Raw genomic sequence first — 16,446 nt, 5'->3', positions numbered from 1 at the left:
GCCCCGTCCAATTCCAGCGACGCGAGGCACAATGACCGTGGCGAGCATCCGTGTGGCCGTCGACGTCGGCGGCACGTTCACCGACATCTGTATCTTCGACGACCGATCCGGAACGATCCGCGTCGAGAAGCTGCCGTCGAGCACCGATCCGATCGAGGCGGTTCTGGAAGGGGTCGGCAAAGCCGGCGTCGACATGCACGACGTCGCCCTCTTCTCCCACGGCACGACGGTGGCGACCAACGCGCTGATCACCCGCCGGCTGCCGCGCGCGGCGATGGTCACCACCCGCGGCTTCCGCGATATCATCGAGATCCGCCGCGGCACCAAGGAAGACCTGTGGGACGCCTATAAGGACGTGGCGCCGCCCTATATCCGCCGCCGCGACCGCATCGAGGTGTCCGAGCGGGTCGACTACGACGGCGCCATCCTCACCGCGCTGGACGAGGACGACGCCCGCCGGGTCGCCGCCGTGCTGCGGCGCAAGGGCATCGAGACGATCGCCGTCTGCTTCATCAATGCCCATGCCAATCCCGCCAACGAGCGGCGCATGCGCGACATCCTGGAGGTGGAGCTGCCGGGAGCCCGCGTCTCCTGTTCCAGCGAGGTGCTGCCGGAGATCTTCGAGCACGAGCGCTTCTCCACCACCGCGGCCAACGCCGTGCTGGCGCCTCTGGTCAGCGGCTACGTCAATCGGCTGGGCGCTCGCCTCAAGACCAGCGGCTACGAGGGCGACCTGCTGATCCTTCACTCCGGCGGCGGCGTGATGACGCCCAAGACGGTGGAGAAGATGTCCGTGCGGCTCGCCGCTTCAGGCATCGCCGCCGGTGCCATCGCCGGCCGCCACATCGCCGGCTTGGCGGGCTTTGCCAATGCCATCGGCCTGGACATGGGCGGCACCAGCACGGACATCTCCCTGGTGGCCGATGGCGTGCTGCGGACCACCAAGGAGTGGTTCGTCGAGTACGGCTATCCGATCTGCCTGCCCAGCATCGAGGTGCTCACCATCGGCGCCGGCGGCGGCTCGCTCGCCTGGCTCGACGATGCCGGCGGCCTGCGCAACGGGCCGCAATCGGCCGGCGCCAATCCCGGGCCGGCGGCCTACGGCCGGGGCGGCACGGCGCCGACCAATACGGATGCCAATCTGGTGCTCGGCCGGCTCGGCGGCGAGCTCATCTCCGGCGCCATGACGCTGGACCAGGATGCGGCCGGCGCGGCGATCGCGTCGCACGTGGCGGAGCCGCTCGGCCTCGCCCTCCCGGCCGCCGCCAATGCCATCCTGCGCGTCGCCAACGCCAACATGGCCGATGCGGTGCGGCTCATCTCGATCCGCCGCGGCTATGATCCGCGCGAGTTCGTGCTGGTCGTGTTCGGGGGTGCCGGGCCGCTGCACGGTGTCGACCTGGCGCGCGAACTCGCGATCCCGACCGTGCTGGTGCCGCCGCACCCGGGCATCACCTCGGCGCTCGGCTGCCTCCTGGTGGACATCCAGCACGACCTTTCGACCATGTTCCTGGGGCGGGCGGACGCGGTCGACCCGGCCGACGTCGAGGCCGAGTTCCAGACGCTCGAGGAGGAGGGGCACCGGCGTCTCGCGGCCGAAGGCGTGGCAGCGCAGGATATGCAGCTGCTGCGCCACATCGACATGCGCTACGTCGGGCAGTGGCGGTCCATGTCGATCGCCACCGGCGGCCCGGTGACCGATCTCGCCACCATCGTCGAGCAGTTCCACGCCGCCCACGCCCGCGAGCACAACTTCCGCCGCGACGGCGCCAAGGTGGAGGTCTATCGCCTCAACGTCACGGCCATCGGTACCGTGCCAAAGCCCGATCTGCCGCGGCACGCACCGGTCGCGGAGACCCCGATGCCGGTCGCCACCCGGCCGGTGTGGTTCCAGGACAGCTCCGAGGCGATCGCGACGCCCGTCTTCGATCGCGCCAGCCTCGTCACGAGCATGGTGATCCCGGGGCCGGCCATCATCGAACAGCTCGATTCCACCACCCCCATCCCGCCGGGCGCCACCGCCGAAGTCGACGCGTGGCAGAACCTCAGGATCACCGTCTGATGGATACGCAAGCCCCCGCCGCGGCCGCCACCCGGGCCTACACGCTCGATCCGGTCACCCTCGAGGTGCTCAAGAACGCCTTCTCGACGATCGTCGACCAGATGGCGGAGCAGATCCTGCGCACCTGCCACTCCTTCGTCATGTATGCCCGCGACTTCTCGTCGGCCTTGTGCGACCGCGAGGGCAACACGGTGATGCAGGGCAGCGCCGACATCGCCGTGCACGTCGGCACGCTGCATTTCACCGCCAAAGCGGTGATCGAGGCGTTCGGCGACGACATCGGGCCGGGCGACGTGTTCGCCGTCAACGACCCCTACCTGGGCGGCACGCATTTCTGCGACGTCAGGATCGTGCGACCCATCTTCGCTGGCGGCGAGATCATCGGCTATTCCCAGTCGAACGGGCACTGGGCCGACATCGGCGGCAGCGTGCCGGGCTCCTTCGACGTCAACGCCAAGGAGCACTTCGGCGAGGGCCTGCGCTTGCCGCCCATCCGCATCGTCCAGCGCGGCCGCTATTGCGGCGACGTGGTGCGGATGATCGTCTCCAACACCCGCGCCCCAGAGGCGGCCGAGGGCGACCTGCACGCCCAGCTCGAGGCGACGCGCATCGCCGAGATCGAGCTGTTGCGCCTCGTCGGCAAGTACGGCCAGGACACCGTGGTGACGGCCATGCAGGAGGTGCAGGACTACGTCGAGCGGCTCACCCGCCAGCGCGTCGCCGAGATGCCCGACGGCACCTGGGAGACCATCGACTACCTGGATTACGACCCGGCCAAGGGCGAGGGCCTGGTTCCCGTGAAGGTGCGGATGACCATTGCCGGCGACCGCATCCGCTACGACCTCTCGGGCTCGGCCGAGACGGTGGCTACCTTCTTGAACGGCACCTTCGGCTCGTCCTTCTCCGGGCTGGTCACCGGCACCAAGATGTTCTTCCCCGACCTGCCGCTCAACTCGGGCTTCTACCGCGTGCTTGACGTGGAGCTCGGCCCCCCGGGGACGGTGGTCAACGCGCAATGGCCCGTGGCGGTGACGGGCTTCTGCTCCGGCTCCTACGGCAAGGTGGTCAACGCCGTCTTCGAGCTGTGGTCGCACGTGCAGCCGCAGCGGGCGATGGCCTGCTGCGTCGACATCGAATACCTGCTGGTGGGCGGCCGCGACCGGCGCACGCCCGACGGCGACGTGTTCATGTGGTACGACTGGATGGTCGGCGGCTGGGGCGGCCGCAATGGCAAGGACGGCTCGAGCGCCACCTCGGCGGTGTTCGGCGTCGGCGAGGCGGTGCAGCCGCTGGAGGGGCAGGAGCGCCTGTGCCCGGTGGTCACCACCGAGCACCAGATCGCCACCGACTCCGGCGGGCCGGGACGCTTCCGCGGCGGCTGCGGCGTGCGCAAGGGCGGCGTGCTGACGGGCATGCGCGGCACCGTCATGTCCTATTGCTGCGACCGTGCCCGCTCCATCACCTGGGGCATCCAGGGCGGCCTGCCGTCGATTCCCCACGGCGTTTGGCTGACCCGGGCGGGCGGGGAGCCGCGCTACATGGGCGCCATCTTCTCCAACGTTCCGGTGGGGGAGGGCGACCGCTTCACGCGGCCTTCGGCCGGCGGCGGCGGCCTCGGCGATCCCCTGGATCGGGACCCGGCGGCGGTGCTGGAGGACGTGATCGACGACTATGTCAGCGTTGCCCGCGCCAGGCGCGACTACGGCGTCGTCGTGACCGAGATCGATCGCGAGCTCGATCTGTTCGAGATCGACGCGGAGGCGACGGCGGCCGAGCGGCGGCGCATCCGTGCCGCGCGGGTCGGGTGGCTGAGCGAGGATGCCGAAGGGGTGGCCGCCCGCTTCCGCGGCGGCGAGCTCGATATGCTCGACCTGGTGCGCCAGTACGGCGTCATTCTCGACTGGGGCACCGGGGCGCTGCTGCCCCAGACGACGGCGCAATACCGCGAGATGCTGCACCGGCGGGCGGTGCCGGCCTGGGGCACTGCCGAGGGAGGCGCGGCATGAGCGACGGCTTCAATCTCGACCGGCAGATCGCGTCCGCGCCGGCCGCCTTGCGCACCATCCTGGCCCAGCCGGTGCCGGCGCTCGATCACCGCCGGCCGATCATCTTCACCGGCATCGGCACCTCGCTCCATGCGGCCCGCGTCGCCGCCGGCTGGATCACCACGCTCAGTGGTGGGACGGTGCGACCGCAGGCCCTCGATGCCCATGACGTGGGGACCTGGGCACCACTGCGGCCCGATGACCAGGTGGTGGTGATCAGTCACCGCGGCACCAAGATCTTTCCCACCGCGGCCCTCGCCCGCGCCCGCGCCGCGGGTGCCGCGACGGTTGCCATCGTCGGGGCGACCGCCCCGGAGCAGCCCGCCGACCACACCCTGCGCACCTGCGCCGACGAGACCGCCGGCACCTTCACCGTGTCGTATCTGAGCTCGCTCGCCGTCCTGGCGCGCCTGGCCGAGCCGTTCGAAGCCTCCATCGACGGCGCCTTTGCGGCCGGGCTCGACGCATTGCCCGACGCCGTGCAGCAGACGCTCGGCCTCGGACAGCCGTCGGCGGCCGCCGCGGCGGTGGCCGAGGCCGAGACCCTGCTGATCGTCGGCTTCGGGGTCGACTTGCCGACCGCTCAGGAGGCGGCCCTGAAAATCAAGGAGGGGGCGTGGCAGTGGACCGAGGCGATGTCGCCGGAGTTCGCCCTGCACGGCACGCCGGCGAGCTATCGCCGCGGCATGGCGGCCGTGCTGATCGAGCCGGGGCAGCCGGACGGCGGCCGCACGGCTCTGCTGCGCACCGCGCTCGGCGAGCTGGGACTGCGCACCCTGGCGGTCGGCGAGCGCGCGGACGCGGAACTCCCCTTCGTCGCACCGCATCCGCTGCTGCGCCCGGTGACTGGCATCGTGCCGCTGCAGCGACTGACCGCCGAACTGGCACGCTTGCGGGGCACTGATCCTGACACCATGCACGGCCACCGCGAGCCATGGCGCACGGTGATGACGGGCATCCGGTTATGAGCGGGCGGCCTTCGCCGCAAGAGGGGGCCGCCTGCTTCAGCTCATCGGCCGGGCACGCGCGAGCGGCGGTGAGGGCTTTCGAGCCGATGCTGGCCGGATCAAGCCCGGCCATGACGCTGGACGGACGCGGACGGCCCGGCTCGCTCGCGTCTCATGGCTTGTCGTCGTGTTCCTGTCTTGTTCTTGCATTTGTCCCGGCTTTCGCTAGCATAGGTTGCGGCAGCGGCGAGGGTGGGGCGGGCGGATGGTCACGCGGGTGGCGACGGTGGCGTTCGCGGGCATCGAGGCGCGTGCCGTCGACGTGCAGGTGCAGATCGTCAGCGGCGCGGTGGCCTTCACCGTCGTCGGGCTTGCCGACAAGGCGATCGCCGAATCGCGCGAGCGGGTGCGGGCGGCGCTGATCGCCTCGGGGCTGGCGCTGCCCGGCAAGCGCATCACCGTGAACCTGGCGCCGGCCGACTTGCCGAAAGAAGGCTCGCACTACGACCTGCCCATCGCGCTCGGCGTCATGGCGGCGATCGGCGCCATTCCCGCGGACGCGCTCGGCGGCTTCACCGTGCTGGGAGAGCTCGCCCTCGACGGCTCCATCTCGCCCGTCGCCGGCGTGCTGCCGGCGGCCATCGCCGCGGCGGGGCGCGGCCACGGCCTCATCTGCCCGGCGGCCTGCGGCGCGGAGGCCGCCTGGGCCGGGGGTGAGCTCGACATCGTGGCGCCGCGCTCGTTGATCCAGCTCGCCAACCACTTCAAGGGCACGCAGGTGCTGGCGCGGCCACAGCCGGCGATCGCCCAGGCTGCCGCGCCGCTGCCCGACCTCAGGGACATCAAGGGCCAGGAGAGCGCCAAGCGCGTGCTCGAGATCGCCGCCGCTGGCGGCCACAACCTGCTGATGAACGGGCCGCCCGGCGCCGGCAAGTCGATGCTGGCGCAGCGGCTGCCGTCGATCCTGCCGCCGCTGACGCCGCGCGAGCTGCTCGACATCTCCATGGTGCATTCGGTGGCGGGCCTGCTGGAGGAGGGGGCGCTGACCGACCGGCGGCCGTTCCGGGCGCCGCATCATTCCGCCTCCATGGCGGCGCTCGTCGGCGGCGGCCTGCACGTCAAGCCGGGGGAGGTCTCGCTCGCCCACAACGGCGTGCTGTTCCTGGACGAACTGCCGGAATTCGCGCCGCAGGCGCTGGACGGCCTGCGCCAGCCGCTGGAGGCCGGCGAGGTGATGATCTCGCGGGCCAACCACCGGGTCGTCTATCCCGCCCGCTTCCAGCTCGTCGCCGCCATGAACCCGTGCCGCTGCGGCCGCGGCACCGAGCCGGGCTTCGCCTGCAAGCGGGCGCCCAACGAGCGCTGCATGGCAAGCTACCAGGCGCGGCTGTCCGGCCCGCTGCTCGACCGCATCGACCTGATCATCGAGGTCGCCGCCGTGACCGCGGCCGACCTGATCCTGCCGGCGCCTGCGGAAGGGTCGGCGGAGGTGGCCGCGCGCGTCGCCGCGGCGCGCCAGCGCCAGTCCGCCCGCTACGCGGCGCTCGGCCTGGCCGGCACCATCAACGCCACCTGTCCGGCGCCGGTGCTGGAGGAGGTGGCGCGGCCCGACGCCGCCGGCCTCGCCCTGCTGCGCGATGCGGCCGAGGCCATGCGCCTTTCCGCCCGTGGCTTCCACCGGGTGCTGAAGGTGGCCCGTACCTTGGCCGATCTCGACGAGGCCGACGCGGTGCGCCGCATCCACATCGCCGAGGCCCTGGGCTACCGTACCGCGGTCGACCGCGTGGCCGCGGCGGCGTGAGACGATGCGGCCGGCTTCGAGAGCTAGAGCATTTCTCCGCCATTGGATGGACCCATCCAATGGCGGAGAAATGCTCATAGTCTTTTGAATCTGGAGCGCTTTCTTGCGATTGGGTGTGTCCACCCAATCGCAAAGCGCTCTAGCCGATCGACTCGTCGTGCTGCATAGAGATTCGAGCAGCTTGCGCCATGGCAGCGGTTTGGTTCTTCAAGACGATGGATGGCCCGGCTATCTGGCCGCCGTCGTGTCAAACCCTCAGAGCAACACGGCAGATTTCGTATCCACCGCGAAAGAAATTCGATGAAAATTTGGAATATTTTTATATTTATTATTGTAATTTTGACTATAATTCCTATCATAGGCGATATTCTATCCGGAAGGACGCCTAAAACGGAAGTTTCGCCACAGGAAATTCTCGCATCGTACTCGGATCGGGATATCTGCCGAGAAGCCATCACCGCTGAAGGGGTAGCTTGGAAGCAATCGCTGATCACGCCGGAATTCGTAGCCGAGGCGCACCGGCGTGGCCTGAGTCTGAATGACTGTCGTCAATTCTTCGGCTATCGGGCCTTGCCGTCTCCGCCGCCCTAGGGGGGCAGTAAGAGAAGGGCGGGCGACGCCTCGTCGATAGAGCGCATATTGCAGAGGCGCTGGGCTACCGCACCTTTAGAGCAGCGGGTCCCGCTCATTCATTCGACGCCTGCGTCTCGCGCTCTTCATTACATGCGCGTTGCGTGTCGAATATCAAATACTCCTTGCCTCCCTTGACCGCGGCGCAGGTGCGAACGGTGGCGCCGCTCGACGTATTTGATTTGGGATTCAAGTCGCAGCGATACTTGCTCGACTTGAAGTCGTCGAGCAGCTTCCCGCCAACTTTGACGCATTTCTGGCCACCCGGGTTCGAGTGCCAGTTAAAGGCAAACTTCCCTTGCAGCGCATCGATCCCCGCGGCGCTTCCCGGTGCGGACGAAAGAACGAGGAGAAGAACAGCAAGGCCCCATCGGATGTTCGGCATCGGAATACCCCCTCAGTGCTCAAACATGGTTCTGATGCCATGTCCTCTTGGCCCGAGAACATACCCGAACGGACCGGGCCAGACAAAAGGTTTGGCCCGCGCATTCTCCACGTGTCTCGTGGTGCTGGCTTGAGCGACCGGGGAGCTCCCCTTTCGAGGTCGAGCCGCCCCGGCGGCGCCGCAGGGCCTGGCTCAGATGCCCTGGCCGCCGGACACCTCGATGCGCTGGGCGTTGACCCACCGGTTGTCCTCGGCGAGCAGGCTGGCGATCATCGGGCCGATGTCGTCCGGCAGGCCGACGCGGCCGAGCGCCGTCATCTCGGCGAAGATCTTGTTGACCTCCGGATTGTCGCGCACCGCGCCGCCGCCGAAGTCGGTCTCGATCGCCCCGGGCGCCACCGTGTTGACGGCGATGCCGCGCCCGCCGAGCTCCTTGGCCATATAGCGGGTCAGGACCTCGACGGCGCCCTTCACGGCCGCATAGGCGGCGTAGCCGGGGTAGGACAGGCGGGTGAGGCCGGACGACAGGTTCACGATGCGGCCGCCGTCGGCGATCAGCGGCAGCAGCGTCTGGGTGAGGAAGTAGACGCCCTTGAAGTGGACGTTCACCAGCCCGTCGAACTGCGCCTCGGTCGTCTGGCCGATCAGCGCGTAGTCGCCGTGGCCGGCGTTGTTGACGAGGTGGTCGAACGTGTCGCGCGCCCAGGTCTCCCGCAATGTCGTCCGCAGGCGGTCGGCGAACGGTGCGAAGGCTGCGACGTCGCCGGTGTCGAGCTGAAGGGCGATGGCCTTGCGCCCCATCGCCTCGATCTCGGCCACGGCCGCCTGCGCGGCGTCGCCCTGGCTCCGGTAGGTGAGGACAACGTCGCCGCCGTGGCGGGCGACGGCAAGCGCGGTGTTGCGGCCGAGCCCGCGGCTGGCGCCGGTGACGAGGCTGATCTTGGTCATGGTCGTGCTCCTCTCGCGCATCGAAGCCGATGCGGGGACAAAGAGCCGGAGCGGCCGCTCCGATGCGGTCGGTGCAGCCGCCGCTCCGGCGTGACGTGGCGGATATCGGGGCGCCGCGCGGCCGCCGGTTGCCGGATCCTCGGTGTTGCTTGCCCGATCCTCCAAGGGGAGCTCCAAGTCGGCGTCCAAGCGGGCCTCCAAGTGGGCTTTCAAGCGGACGTGCGCCGGCTCTGCCGAGGCTGTAGGCTTCACGCCATGACCGATCTGCTCGATGCCGTCCGCCGCCACGCCGAGGCGCACGCCGACGGCCGCGGTATTGCCCGCACGCCGATCGCAGGCCTCACGACGGTGCGTGCGACCGCCCCGAGCGACCTCGTCCACGCGATCTCCCGGCCGCTCGTCGCCCTCGTGGTGCAGGGCAGCAAGCGTGTCACCATGGGCCCGCAGGCGTTCACCTTCGCGGCGGGGGACAGCCTGCTGATCACGGCCGATGTGCCGACGGTGAGCCAGATCACGCGCGCCAGTATCGCCGCGCCCTACTACTCGCTGGTCCTGGAGCTCGACCCGGCGGTGATCGCGGACTTGACGGTGGAGATCCAGGCCGTGTGCGTCGGCGATGACGCGCCCGTGCAGGTCGAGCCGACCGACGCCGAGGTGGCCGAGGCGGCGCTGCGGCTGATGCGCCTGCTCGACCGGCCGGCGTCCTTGCCGGTGCTCAAGGCACAGCTCGTGCGCGAGGTTCATTACTGGCTGCTGGCCGGCCGGCATGGCGCCGCCATCCGCCGTCTCGGCTGGCCGGACGGCCACGTGCAGCGCGTGGGGCGCGCCGTCGCCGTGCTCCGCGCCGAGTTCGCGCGGCCGCTGCCGGCGGCGCGCCTGGCGGCCGTGGCGGGGATGAGCCCGTCGTCGTTCTACCAGCACTTCCGCGCGGTGACCTCGCTGTCGCCGCTGCAGTTCCAGAAGCAGCTGCGCCTGATCGAGGCGCGCCGGCTGATGCTGTCGGAGGGCGCGGCCGCGAGCAGCGCGGCGTTCGCCGTGGGCTACGAGAGCGTGCCCCAGTTCACGCGCGAATACGGGCGCCTGTTCGGCCTTCCCCCTGCCCGCGATGCCGAGGCGGCCCGGGTGAAAATCCGGGCGGTGGCCTGAGGCAGGGCGTCATGCAATGGCGACCAGGCTCATTCGTTCGACGCCTGCGTCTTCCGCTCATCCTCGCAGGCGCGCAGCGTGTCAAATATCAAGTATTCCTTGCCATCTTTTATCTCGGTGCATGTGCGAACGCCGGCGCCACTGGACGTATTCGACTTGACGTTCAGATCGCAACGATACTTGGCCGACTTGAAGTCGGAGAGAAGCTTACCTCCGACCTTTGCGCATTTTTGACGATCCGGGTTCGCATGCCAGTTAAATGCGAACTTTCCTTGCAGCACATCGATCTTGTCCGCGTGCGCGGGCGTGCCTGGGAGCAGCAGGGCAAGAATAGTAAAGACATAGCGGCTGCCCGGCATTGGAGCTCTCCGTCGGTGCGCATGTGAGACTGCGCTCTACATTCTCTCGTGACGAGGCATATCCTAATGGATCGCGCGAGACAAAAGATTCCGTTCGCGGTTCTCCGGCGGAGCGTTGCCGCGCGAGCCCAAGACTGCGCTGGCGAGCTGCGCCCGACAGCCGACCGGAGGCTAGCTGAAAGGCATCGTCGGAAACGGCCATGCCCGGCCGGCGCTTTGGCGCGGCTGCGTGAGGCGCCGAGCCGGCCTGCCCGCAGCAGGACTCCCGCAACGTCGCCTAAGCCTCTATGACAGGCGCCGAACCATATCAGGAGGAACAACCTTGATCGAGGCGGTTATCTGGGATTTCGGCGGCGTGCTCACCTCGTCCCCGTTCGATGCATTCGCGCGCTTCGAGCGCGAGCGGGGGCTGCCTCAGGATTTCCTGCGCACGGTGAACGCGACCAACCACCTGGACAACGCCTGGGCCAAGGTGGAGCGCAACGAGATCGACGGCGACACCTTCGACCGCCTGTTCGCCGAGGAGAGCAGGGCGCTCGGCCACGAGGTGCGCGGCAACGACATCATCCCGCTGCTCAGCGGCGACCTGCGGCCGGCGATGGTGGAGGCGCTGCGCCGCATCTCCGAGCGCCTGAAGACCGGCTGCATCACCAACAACCTGGTGGCGAGCGCCTCCGACAATCCAAAGTCGATCTACAAGGCCGAGGTCATGGCCCTGTTCGGCCACGTCATCGAGAGCGCCAAGATCGGCCTGCGCAAGCCCGATCCGCGCATCTACGCCATGATGATCGAGGCCCTTGAGGTCGATCCCGCCAGGTGCGTCTATATCGACGACCTCGGCGTCAACCTGAAGCCGGCGCGCGAGATGGGCATGACCACGATCAAGGTCGTCGACCCCGCGGTGGCGATCGCCGAGCTGGAGCGGGCGGTGGGCTTTCCGCTCGGCTGACGCGATCGGGTCGCAGCCCCAGGAAAGGTGAGGACGCCATGTCGGTCTATACAGCCTTCGCCGATCGCCTCCGCCGCGCGGAGGCGACCTATACCGCCTGGGTCGGCTGGCCCGAGCCCATGGTCGCCGGGGCGCTGGCGCGGTCCGGCTTCGACGCCGTCACGCTCGACATGCAGCACGGCGCCATCGACTACCTCGGCGTCGTGCGCTCGATCCCGCTGATCGCGGCGGCGGACCGCCCGGCCGTCGTGCGCATCCCGGTCGGCGAATTCACGACCGCGTCCCGGCTGCTCGATGCCGGGGCCGCGGCGGTCATCGCGCCCATGGTCAATTCCGCCGCCGACGCGCGGGCGCTGGTGTCGTTCACCAAGCTGCCACCGGTGGGGCAGCGCAGCTGGAGCCCGTACGGCGCCCTGCCGCTGTCGGGGCTCACCGCGACCGACTATCTCGCGGGCGCCAACGGCCTGGTGCGTGTGCTGGCCATGGTCGAGACCCGGGAGGCGCTCGCGGCGCTCGATGACATCCTCGCCGTCGACGGCATCGACGGCGTCTTCGTCGGCCCGTCCGACCTCTCGATCGCTCTGTCGAACGGGGCGGAGGTGGATGCGGAGGCGCCGGGCGTCGAGCCGGCGCTCGACCACGTGGTGGCGCGCTGCCGTGCGGCCGGCAAGGTGCCCGGCGTCTTCGCGATAACGCCGCAGCGGGCCAAGGCGCTCGCCGCCCGCGGCTTCGTCTTCATCGCGGTGAGCACCGACGCCCTGCTCCTTCAGAGTGCGGCGCACCAGGCCATGGGCATCCTGCGGGGCTGAGGCGAGGTCGCGGGATCGGCAGGCCGCTCGTGGCGCGCGCCGCCGCTCGGCCGGCCTCGGCGGGGCGACCGGGTGTGTTCAAATATCCACGCCGGCTTAGAATGTTTTCCCCCTCAAGTTAGAATCGTTCTTACCCGATTGACGGCTCACCTGACGTTGCGTCAATTGCAACTCGGGGTGGGTGGGGCACGTCATGTGGGCTGAAAACAGGCCTCTCACGGCAGTGAGAGGCATCGCGGCGTTGTGGGTCGTTGGGCATCATCTGGCTCTGCGTTTCGTCAACACGGCGGACGCCCAGGCCGATCGTTTCCTCATGCCGGGCTTCATCGCCGTCGACATCTTTTTCATCCTCAGCGGCTTCGTCCTGGCCATCTCGTACCGCGACCTGACGCTTCGCGCGGCGCCGACCTTCCTGCTGCGGCGCGCCTTCCGGATCTATCCGCTGCACCTGGCCGTGATGGCGGCCCTGGTCGCCTATGCCGGCGCCAGGCTCGCGCTCGGCCGGCCGGAGGCGCCGGGGCTGCCGTGGGACCGGCTGGCCGACGCGCTGACGCTCACCCAGGTCTACGACGACGTGCCGCTGTCGTGGAACATCGCGAGCTGGTCGCTCGGCATCGAGATGGGCTGCTACGTGCTGTTTCCCATCGCGATCCTGGCGCTGCGCTGGCTGCCGCGCCTCGCCTTGGCGTTCGCCGCGGTGGCGTTGGCGTGCGTCGAGTATCTCGTGCTCGACCGCTGGCAAGGGGCGACCTCCGGCCTCGGCGCGATGCTGCGCGGCGTTGCCGGATTCGTGCTCGGCATGGCGCTCCACCTCGCGGTGCGCGAGCGCGCTCTGTCGCCCCGCCTGTGCGCGGCGGGCGAGCTCACGGCGCTCGTTGGCATCGGCGCGGCGCTGCTGGCCGGCCAGCTCGCGCTCGTTCCCCTGTGCGCGGCGCTGGGCATCGTCTGCCTGTTCTTCGACGCCGGCCCGCTGGCCCGCCTGCTGCGGCACTCCTGGCCCGTCGGGCTCGGGCGCATCTCCTATTCGTTCTACCTGATCCACCTGCCGCTGATCAGCGTGCTGGCGATGGCGATGCCGCCGGCCCTCGTTCCGTTGCCCGCGCCATGGAACCTGGTGGCGTGGTCGGCCATGGCGGTCGTGCTGTCGCTCCTCCTGTCGGCGCTCACCTTCCGCTTCATCGAGGAGCCCGCCCGCCGCTACGGCGCCCTGCTGGCACAGAGCTTCGGGCGCAGGCGCGCGGCGGCGCCGGCTGGTCTGCTCATCAGCCTATGAGGTGCGGGCTGGATCAGCGCGCAGGATAGGGCAGCCCGAAGCACTGGGTCAGGAACAGGCCGCCGTGGCGCAGGCCCTCGGCGTCGATGCCGTGGCCGAGCCCGAGGCAGAGGTGCCACTGGCAGGGGACGTCTGCCTTCGCCAGCCCCTCGGCGGAGAGGAACAGGGCGTCGGCCGGAATGAGGTCGTCGGCCTCGCCGTGGATCAGCAGGACGGGCGGTCGCGCGCGGATGTCGTGCTTCAGGGCGTCCGCGCCCGCCCGCTCGTCGGTGACCAGCAGGCCGGAGTAGCCGAGCAGGGCGGCCGACTGCCGCCCCCGCCGCAGGCCCACGTGCAGGGCCATCATGGTGCCCTGGCTGAAGCCGACGAGCGCCAGCTTGCTTTCGTCGAGGCCGTGGCGGGCGAGCTCGGCGTCGAGGAAGGCGTCGATGACGGGCGCGGCCGCCTGGGCGCCGACCCAGCGCTCGTTGGGATCGCGCATGGTGAGCGGGAACCACTGCCGGCCCGTCGGCATCTGCGGCAGGCGGCCCGGTGCGTGCGGCGCGACGAAATAGGTGTCCGGCAGCCAGGCTTGCCACTGCCGCCCGATTTCGATCAGGTCGTTGCCGTCGGCGCCGTAGCCGTGCAGCAGCACGACCAATCGCTTGACCCGGCCCGATCGCGGCGCAAGGCGCGGCCCGTCGATCGTCTGCGCCATCGCTTGCTCTCCCCCTGGATGCCCGTCTGCTCGCCGAGCCTTAGCACGACGGGCCGAGGGGTGACACGGTCAGGCGGCGGCACCGGCCCGTTGCCGCTGCAGGCGCCGCGCCCGGCTGCGCAGCACCGTCGGGCCGTCCTCGCTCAGGCGCGTCAGCACCAGCGCCAGGCGGGCGGCGTGGGCGCCGGTGCGTCCCGCCAGATCGGCGGCCGCCTGCAGCGCGCCGACGCGCGCCTCGGCGCGCACCTCGCTCCGGCCCTCGGCGATGCGCAGCAGCACGGCGACCGCCCGCCGCGCCTCTCGGTCGGTCAAATCGGCGCGCGCCAGCGCGTCCATCAGGTGCGGGGCGGCGTCGTGGGCGAGGCGGGCGGTCACCGCCTCGGCCCGGCCGGCGAGCGCCGCAGGCGTCGCCGCCGCCAGCGCCGCGAGGCCGCGGGCGGCATTGACGCGGATGGCGGGGCTGTCGGACAGCACGCCTTCGAACAGCAGCTCCGCCGCCCAGGGGCTGCGCAGGAGTGCCGCCGCGGCCCCTTCCGCGCCGCGTCCGTCGGCGAGCGCCGCCAGCTCGTCGCGGAGCGGCGGGCGGTCGGCTTCGGCCGGCTCGGCACCGGCGGCCGCGGCGCCGTCCGAGCCCGCAGCCGGGGCGCCGTCACGGCCCTTGGCGCGGGCGTAATAGGCCCACAGCAGATAGGCGGCGGCGCCGCGCCATGGCCGCCAGCGCAGGGCGAGCGCCGCCATGGCCGTTTCGTCGGGCCGCTCCGCCAGCCTCAGCGCCAGGCGCGCCGCCTCCTGCAGGGCGAGGTCGCCGGCCGGGAAGGTGTCGGGATGGCCGAGGCAGAACAGCAGGTAGATGTCGGCGGTCCACGGGCCGATGCCTGCGACATGGGTCAACGTGGCGTGGGCCGTCTCCGCGCTCATGTCGGCCAAGGCGTCGAGCGGCAGCGTGCCGTCGGCGACGGCGGCCGCGATGGCGCGCAACGCCCGCATCTTGGGGGTGGAGAGCCCCGCCGTGCGCAGCACCTCGTCGGTGGCCGCCAGCACCCGGTGCGCACCGATCGGGTGCAGGGCCGTGTCGAGCCGCGTCCAGATGGCGTTGGCGCTGGCGGTCGACACCTGCTGCGCCACGATGATGCCGGCGAGGCCACGAAAGCCGGGCTCGCGCTTGCGCAGCGGCGGCCGCACCCCGCGGTCCAGCAGGTCGGCCATCAGCGGGTCGAGCCGTGCCAGCTCGGCGAGGCTCGCGTCGAGCGCCTCGCGGGAATCGATCAGGCTTGTCATGGCCGAAGCTTAGCGCGAAAGCAGGGGGCACATGATCCCGGATCTCGCGCCCATCGGCCCGGCGGCCCGCCCCATCCTGCGTTTTGCGCCGAGCCCTAACGGCTATCTGCACCTGGGCCATGCCTATTCGGCGCTGCTCAACGAGCGGATGGGGCGCAGGCTCGGCGGCACCGTGCTGCTGCGCATCGAGGACATCGACATCGGCCGCTGTCGGCCCGCCTACGCGCACGCCCTGCGGGAGGACCTGGACTGGCTCGGCCTTGCCTATCCGGAGCCGGTGCGGCGCCAATCGGAGCATTTCGCCACCTACGCGGCCGCCCTCGAGCAACTGCGCCGGGGGCAACTGCTCTATCCCTGCTTCTGCTCACGGGCCGCGATCGCCGCGGCGGTGGCCGAGCGCGGCGATCGCGGCCTGCGCGATCCCGACGGCGCGCCGCTCTATCCCGGCACCTGCCGGGCACTGGCGGCGGCGGAGGTGGAGCGCCGGCTCGCGGCCGGCGCGCTGCACACCCTGCGCCTGCGCATGGACGAGGCCGCGGCGCGGTGCGGCGAGGCCCTCACCATGCGGACGTGCGGCGCCGGCGGCGAGGCGGGCACCGTTGCCGTCGATCCGCGGCGCTGGGGCGACGTGGTGCTCGGCCGGCGCGATGTGCCGACGAGCTACCACCTCGCGGTCGTGGTCGACGACGCGCTGCAAGGGGTGACGCATGTGGTGCGCGGGGCCGATCTCCTCGCCGCCACCGCCATCCATCGCCTGCTGCAGCGCCTGCTCGGCCTGGGCGAGCCCTGCTACCACCATCATCGGCTGATCACCGACGACCACGGCCACAAGCTGGCCAAAAGCCTGGGATCGCTGCCGCTGCGCGAGCTCAGGGCGCGCGGCACGACCGCCGCCGAGGTGCGCGAGGGCCTCGGATTCGGTGATCTCGGCGCGGCCGCCTGAGATGTAGCCGGCCACGGCGAAAGTATTGTGCGCTGCGGCGTAGGACGTCCGTCGCCGCCGCCACTGCACTCAGACGCATGACTCCACGCACGCACCGGCAAGCGTGTCGTGATAGTGTCGTTTAACAATAACGACTGCGGCTTGGTGCCAGGCTTGGCAACCAATTTGCTAGAG

General features: G+C 70.3%; 13 protein-coding genes and 1 pseudogene. 9 read left to right on the top strand and 5 right to left on the bottom strand.

What is annotated here, in order from left to right:
• Nucleotides 1-31 precede the first annotated feature (31 nt).
• From ACZ5PO_RS02400 to ACZ5PO_RS02385, 4 genes are all read left to right on the top strand, one after another.
• A complete protein-coding gene (locus tag ACZ5PO_RS02400; protein ID WP_464189881.1) occupies nt 32-2,062 on the top strand; it encodes a hydantoinase/oxoprolinase family protein in 2,031 nt (676 codons plus the stop codon).
• A complete protein-coding gene (locus ACZ5PO_RS02395) occupies nt 2,062-4,068 on the top strand; it encodes a hydantoinase B/oxoprolinase family protein (RefSeq protein WP_464189879.1) in 2,007 nt (668 codons plus the stop codon). Before ACZ5PO_RS02400 ends, ACZ5PO_RS02395 begins: the two co-directional genes overlap by 1 nt.
• The gene (locus ACZ5PO_RS02390) at nt 4,065-5,075 is read left to right on the top strand and encodes an SIS domain-containing protein (RefSeq protein ID WP_464189877.1); all 1,011 of its coding nucleotides are present in this window, start codon (nt 4,065-4,067) and stop codon (nt 5,073-5,075) included. The genes ACZ5PO_RS02395 and ACZ5PO_RS02390 overlap by 4 nt, the downstream gene beginning before the upstream one ends.
• 244 nt (nt 5,076-5,319) lie before the next feature.
• Nucleotides 5,320-6,855: a YifB family Mg chelatase-like AAA ATPase gene (locus ACZ5PO_RS02385; RefSeq protein ID WP_464189875.1), complete on the top strand. Its 1,536-nt coding sequence runs from the start codon at nt 5,320-5,322 to the stop codon at nt 6,853-6,855.
• 685 nt (nt 6,856-7,540) lie between these two features.
• On the opposite strand, the gene ACZ5PO_RS02380 is transcribed toward ACZ5PO_RS02385, so the two are convergent.
• A complete protein-coding gene (locus ACZ5PO_RS02380; protein WP_464189873.1) occupies nt 7,541-7,870 on the bottom strand; it encodes a hypothetical protein in 330 nt (109 codons plus the stop codon).
• A 192-nt stretch (nt 7,871-8,062) separates the two neighbouring features.
• The gene (locus ACZ5PO_RS02375) at nt 8,063-8,818 is read right to left on the bottom strand and encodes an SDR family NAD(P)-dependent oxidoreductase (RefSeq protein WP_464189871.1); all 756 of its coding nucleotides are present in this window, start codon (nt 8,816-8,818) and stop codon (nt 8,063-8,065) included.
• 255 nt (nt 8,819-9,073) lie between these two features.
• Between ACZ5PO_RS02375 and ACZ5PO_RS02370 the strand changes: the two genes are divergently transcribed.
• Nucleotides 9,074-9,964 (top strand): AraC family transcriptional regulator, encoded by an 891-nt coding sequence (locus ACZ5PO_RS02370; RefSeq protein ID WP_464189869.1) that lies wholly within the window; start codon nt 9,074-9,076, stop codon nt 9,962-9,964.
• Nucleotides 9,965-9,993: 29 nt separating this feature from the next.
• Here the strand turns inward: ACZ5PO_RS02370 and ACZ5PO_RS02365 are convergent, their stop codons facing one another.
• On the bottom strand, nt 9,994-10,323 hold the full coding sequence (locus ACZ5PO_RS02365; protein ID WP_464189867.1) for a hypothetical protein: 330 nt from the start codon (nt 10,321-10,323) through the stop codon (nt 9,994-9,996).
• A gap of 322 nt (nt 10,324-10,645) precedes the next feature.
• On the opposite strand from ACZ5PO_RS02365, the gene ACZ5PO_RS02360 reads away from it, so the two are divergent.
• The 3 genes from ACZ5PO_RS02360 to ACZ5PO_RS02350 all read left to right on the top strand — a co-directional run bounded on the left by ACZ5PO_RS02360 (nt 10,646) and on the right by ACZ5PO_RS02350 (nt 13,354).
• Entirely contained in the window at nt 10,646-11,272 is a 627-nt protein-coding gene (locus ACZ5PO_RS02360) for an HAD-IA family hydrolase (RefSeq protein WP_464189864.1), read from the top strand.
• 38 nt (nt 11,273-11,310) lie between these two features.
• Entirely contained in the window at nt 11,311-12,081 is a 771-nt protein-coding gene (locus tag ACZ5PO_RS02355) for an HpcH/HpaI aldolase family protein (RefSeq protein ID WP_464189862.1), read from the top strand.
• Between the two features lie 193 nt (nt 12,082-12,274).
• Nucleotides 12,275-13,354, top strand: a complete 1,080-nt coding sequence (locus tag ACZ5PO_RS02350) for an acyltransferase family protein (protein ID WP_464189860.1) — start codon at nt 12,275-12,277, stop codon at nt 13,352-13,354.
• 13 nt (nt 13,355-13,367) lie between these two features.
• Here the strand turns inward: ACZ5PO_RS02350 and ACZ5PO_RS02345 are convergent, their stop codons facing one another.
• Nucleotides 13,368-14,051, bottom strand: coding sequence for an alpha/beta hydrolase (locus ACZ5PO_RS02345; RefSeq protein WP_464189858.1), 684 nt, complete (start codon nt 14,049-14,051; stop codon nt 13,368-13,370).
• Nucleotides 14,052-14,690: 639 nt separating this feature from the next.
• Nucleotides 14,691-15,329: pseudogene (locus ACZ5PO_RS02340) on the bottom strand (DNA-3-methyladenine glycosylase family protein); the annotation flags it as partial.
• A gap of 31 nt (nt 15,330-15,360) precedes the next feature.
• Between ACZ5PO_RS02340 and gluQRS the strand changes: the two are divergent.
• On the top strand, nt 15,361-16,272 hold the full coding sequence (gene gluQRS, locus ACZ5PO_RS02335) for a tRNA glutamyl-Q(34) synthetase GluQRS (protein ID WP_464189856.1): 912 nt from the start codon (nt 15,361-15,363) through the stop codon (nt 16,270-16,272).
• The last annotated feature ends 174 nt before the right edge of the window (nt 16,273-16,446 follow it).

It is taken from the genome of Chelatococcus sp. KU-N122, from assembly GCF_055391085.1.
This window is presented reverse-complemented; position numbering and strand designations above follow the sequence as displayed.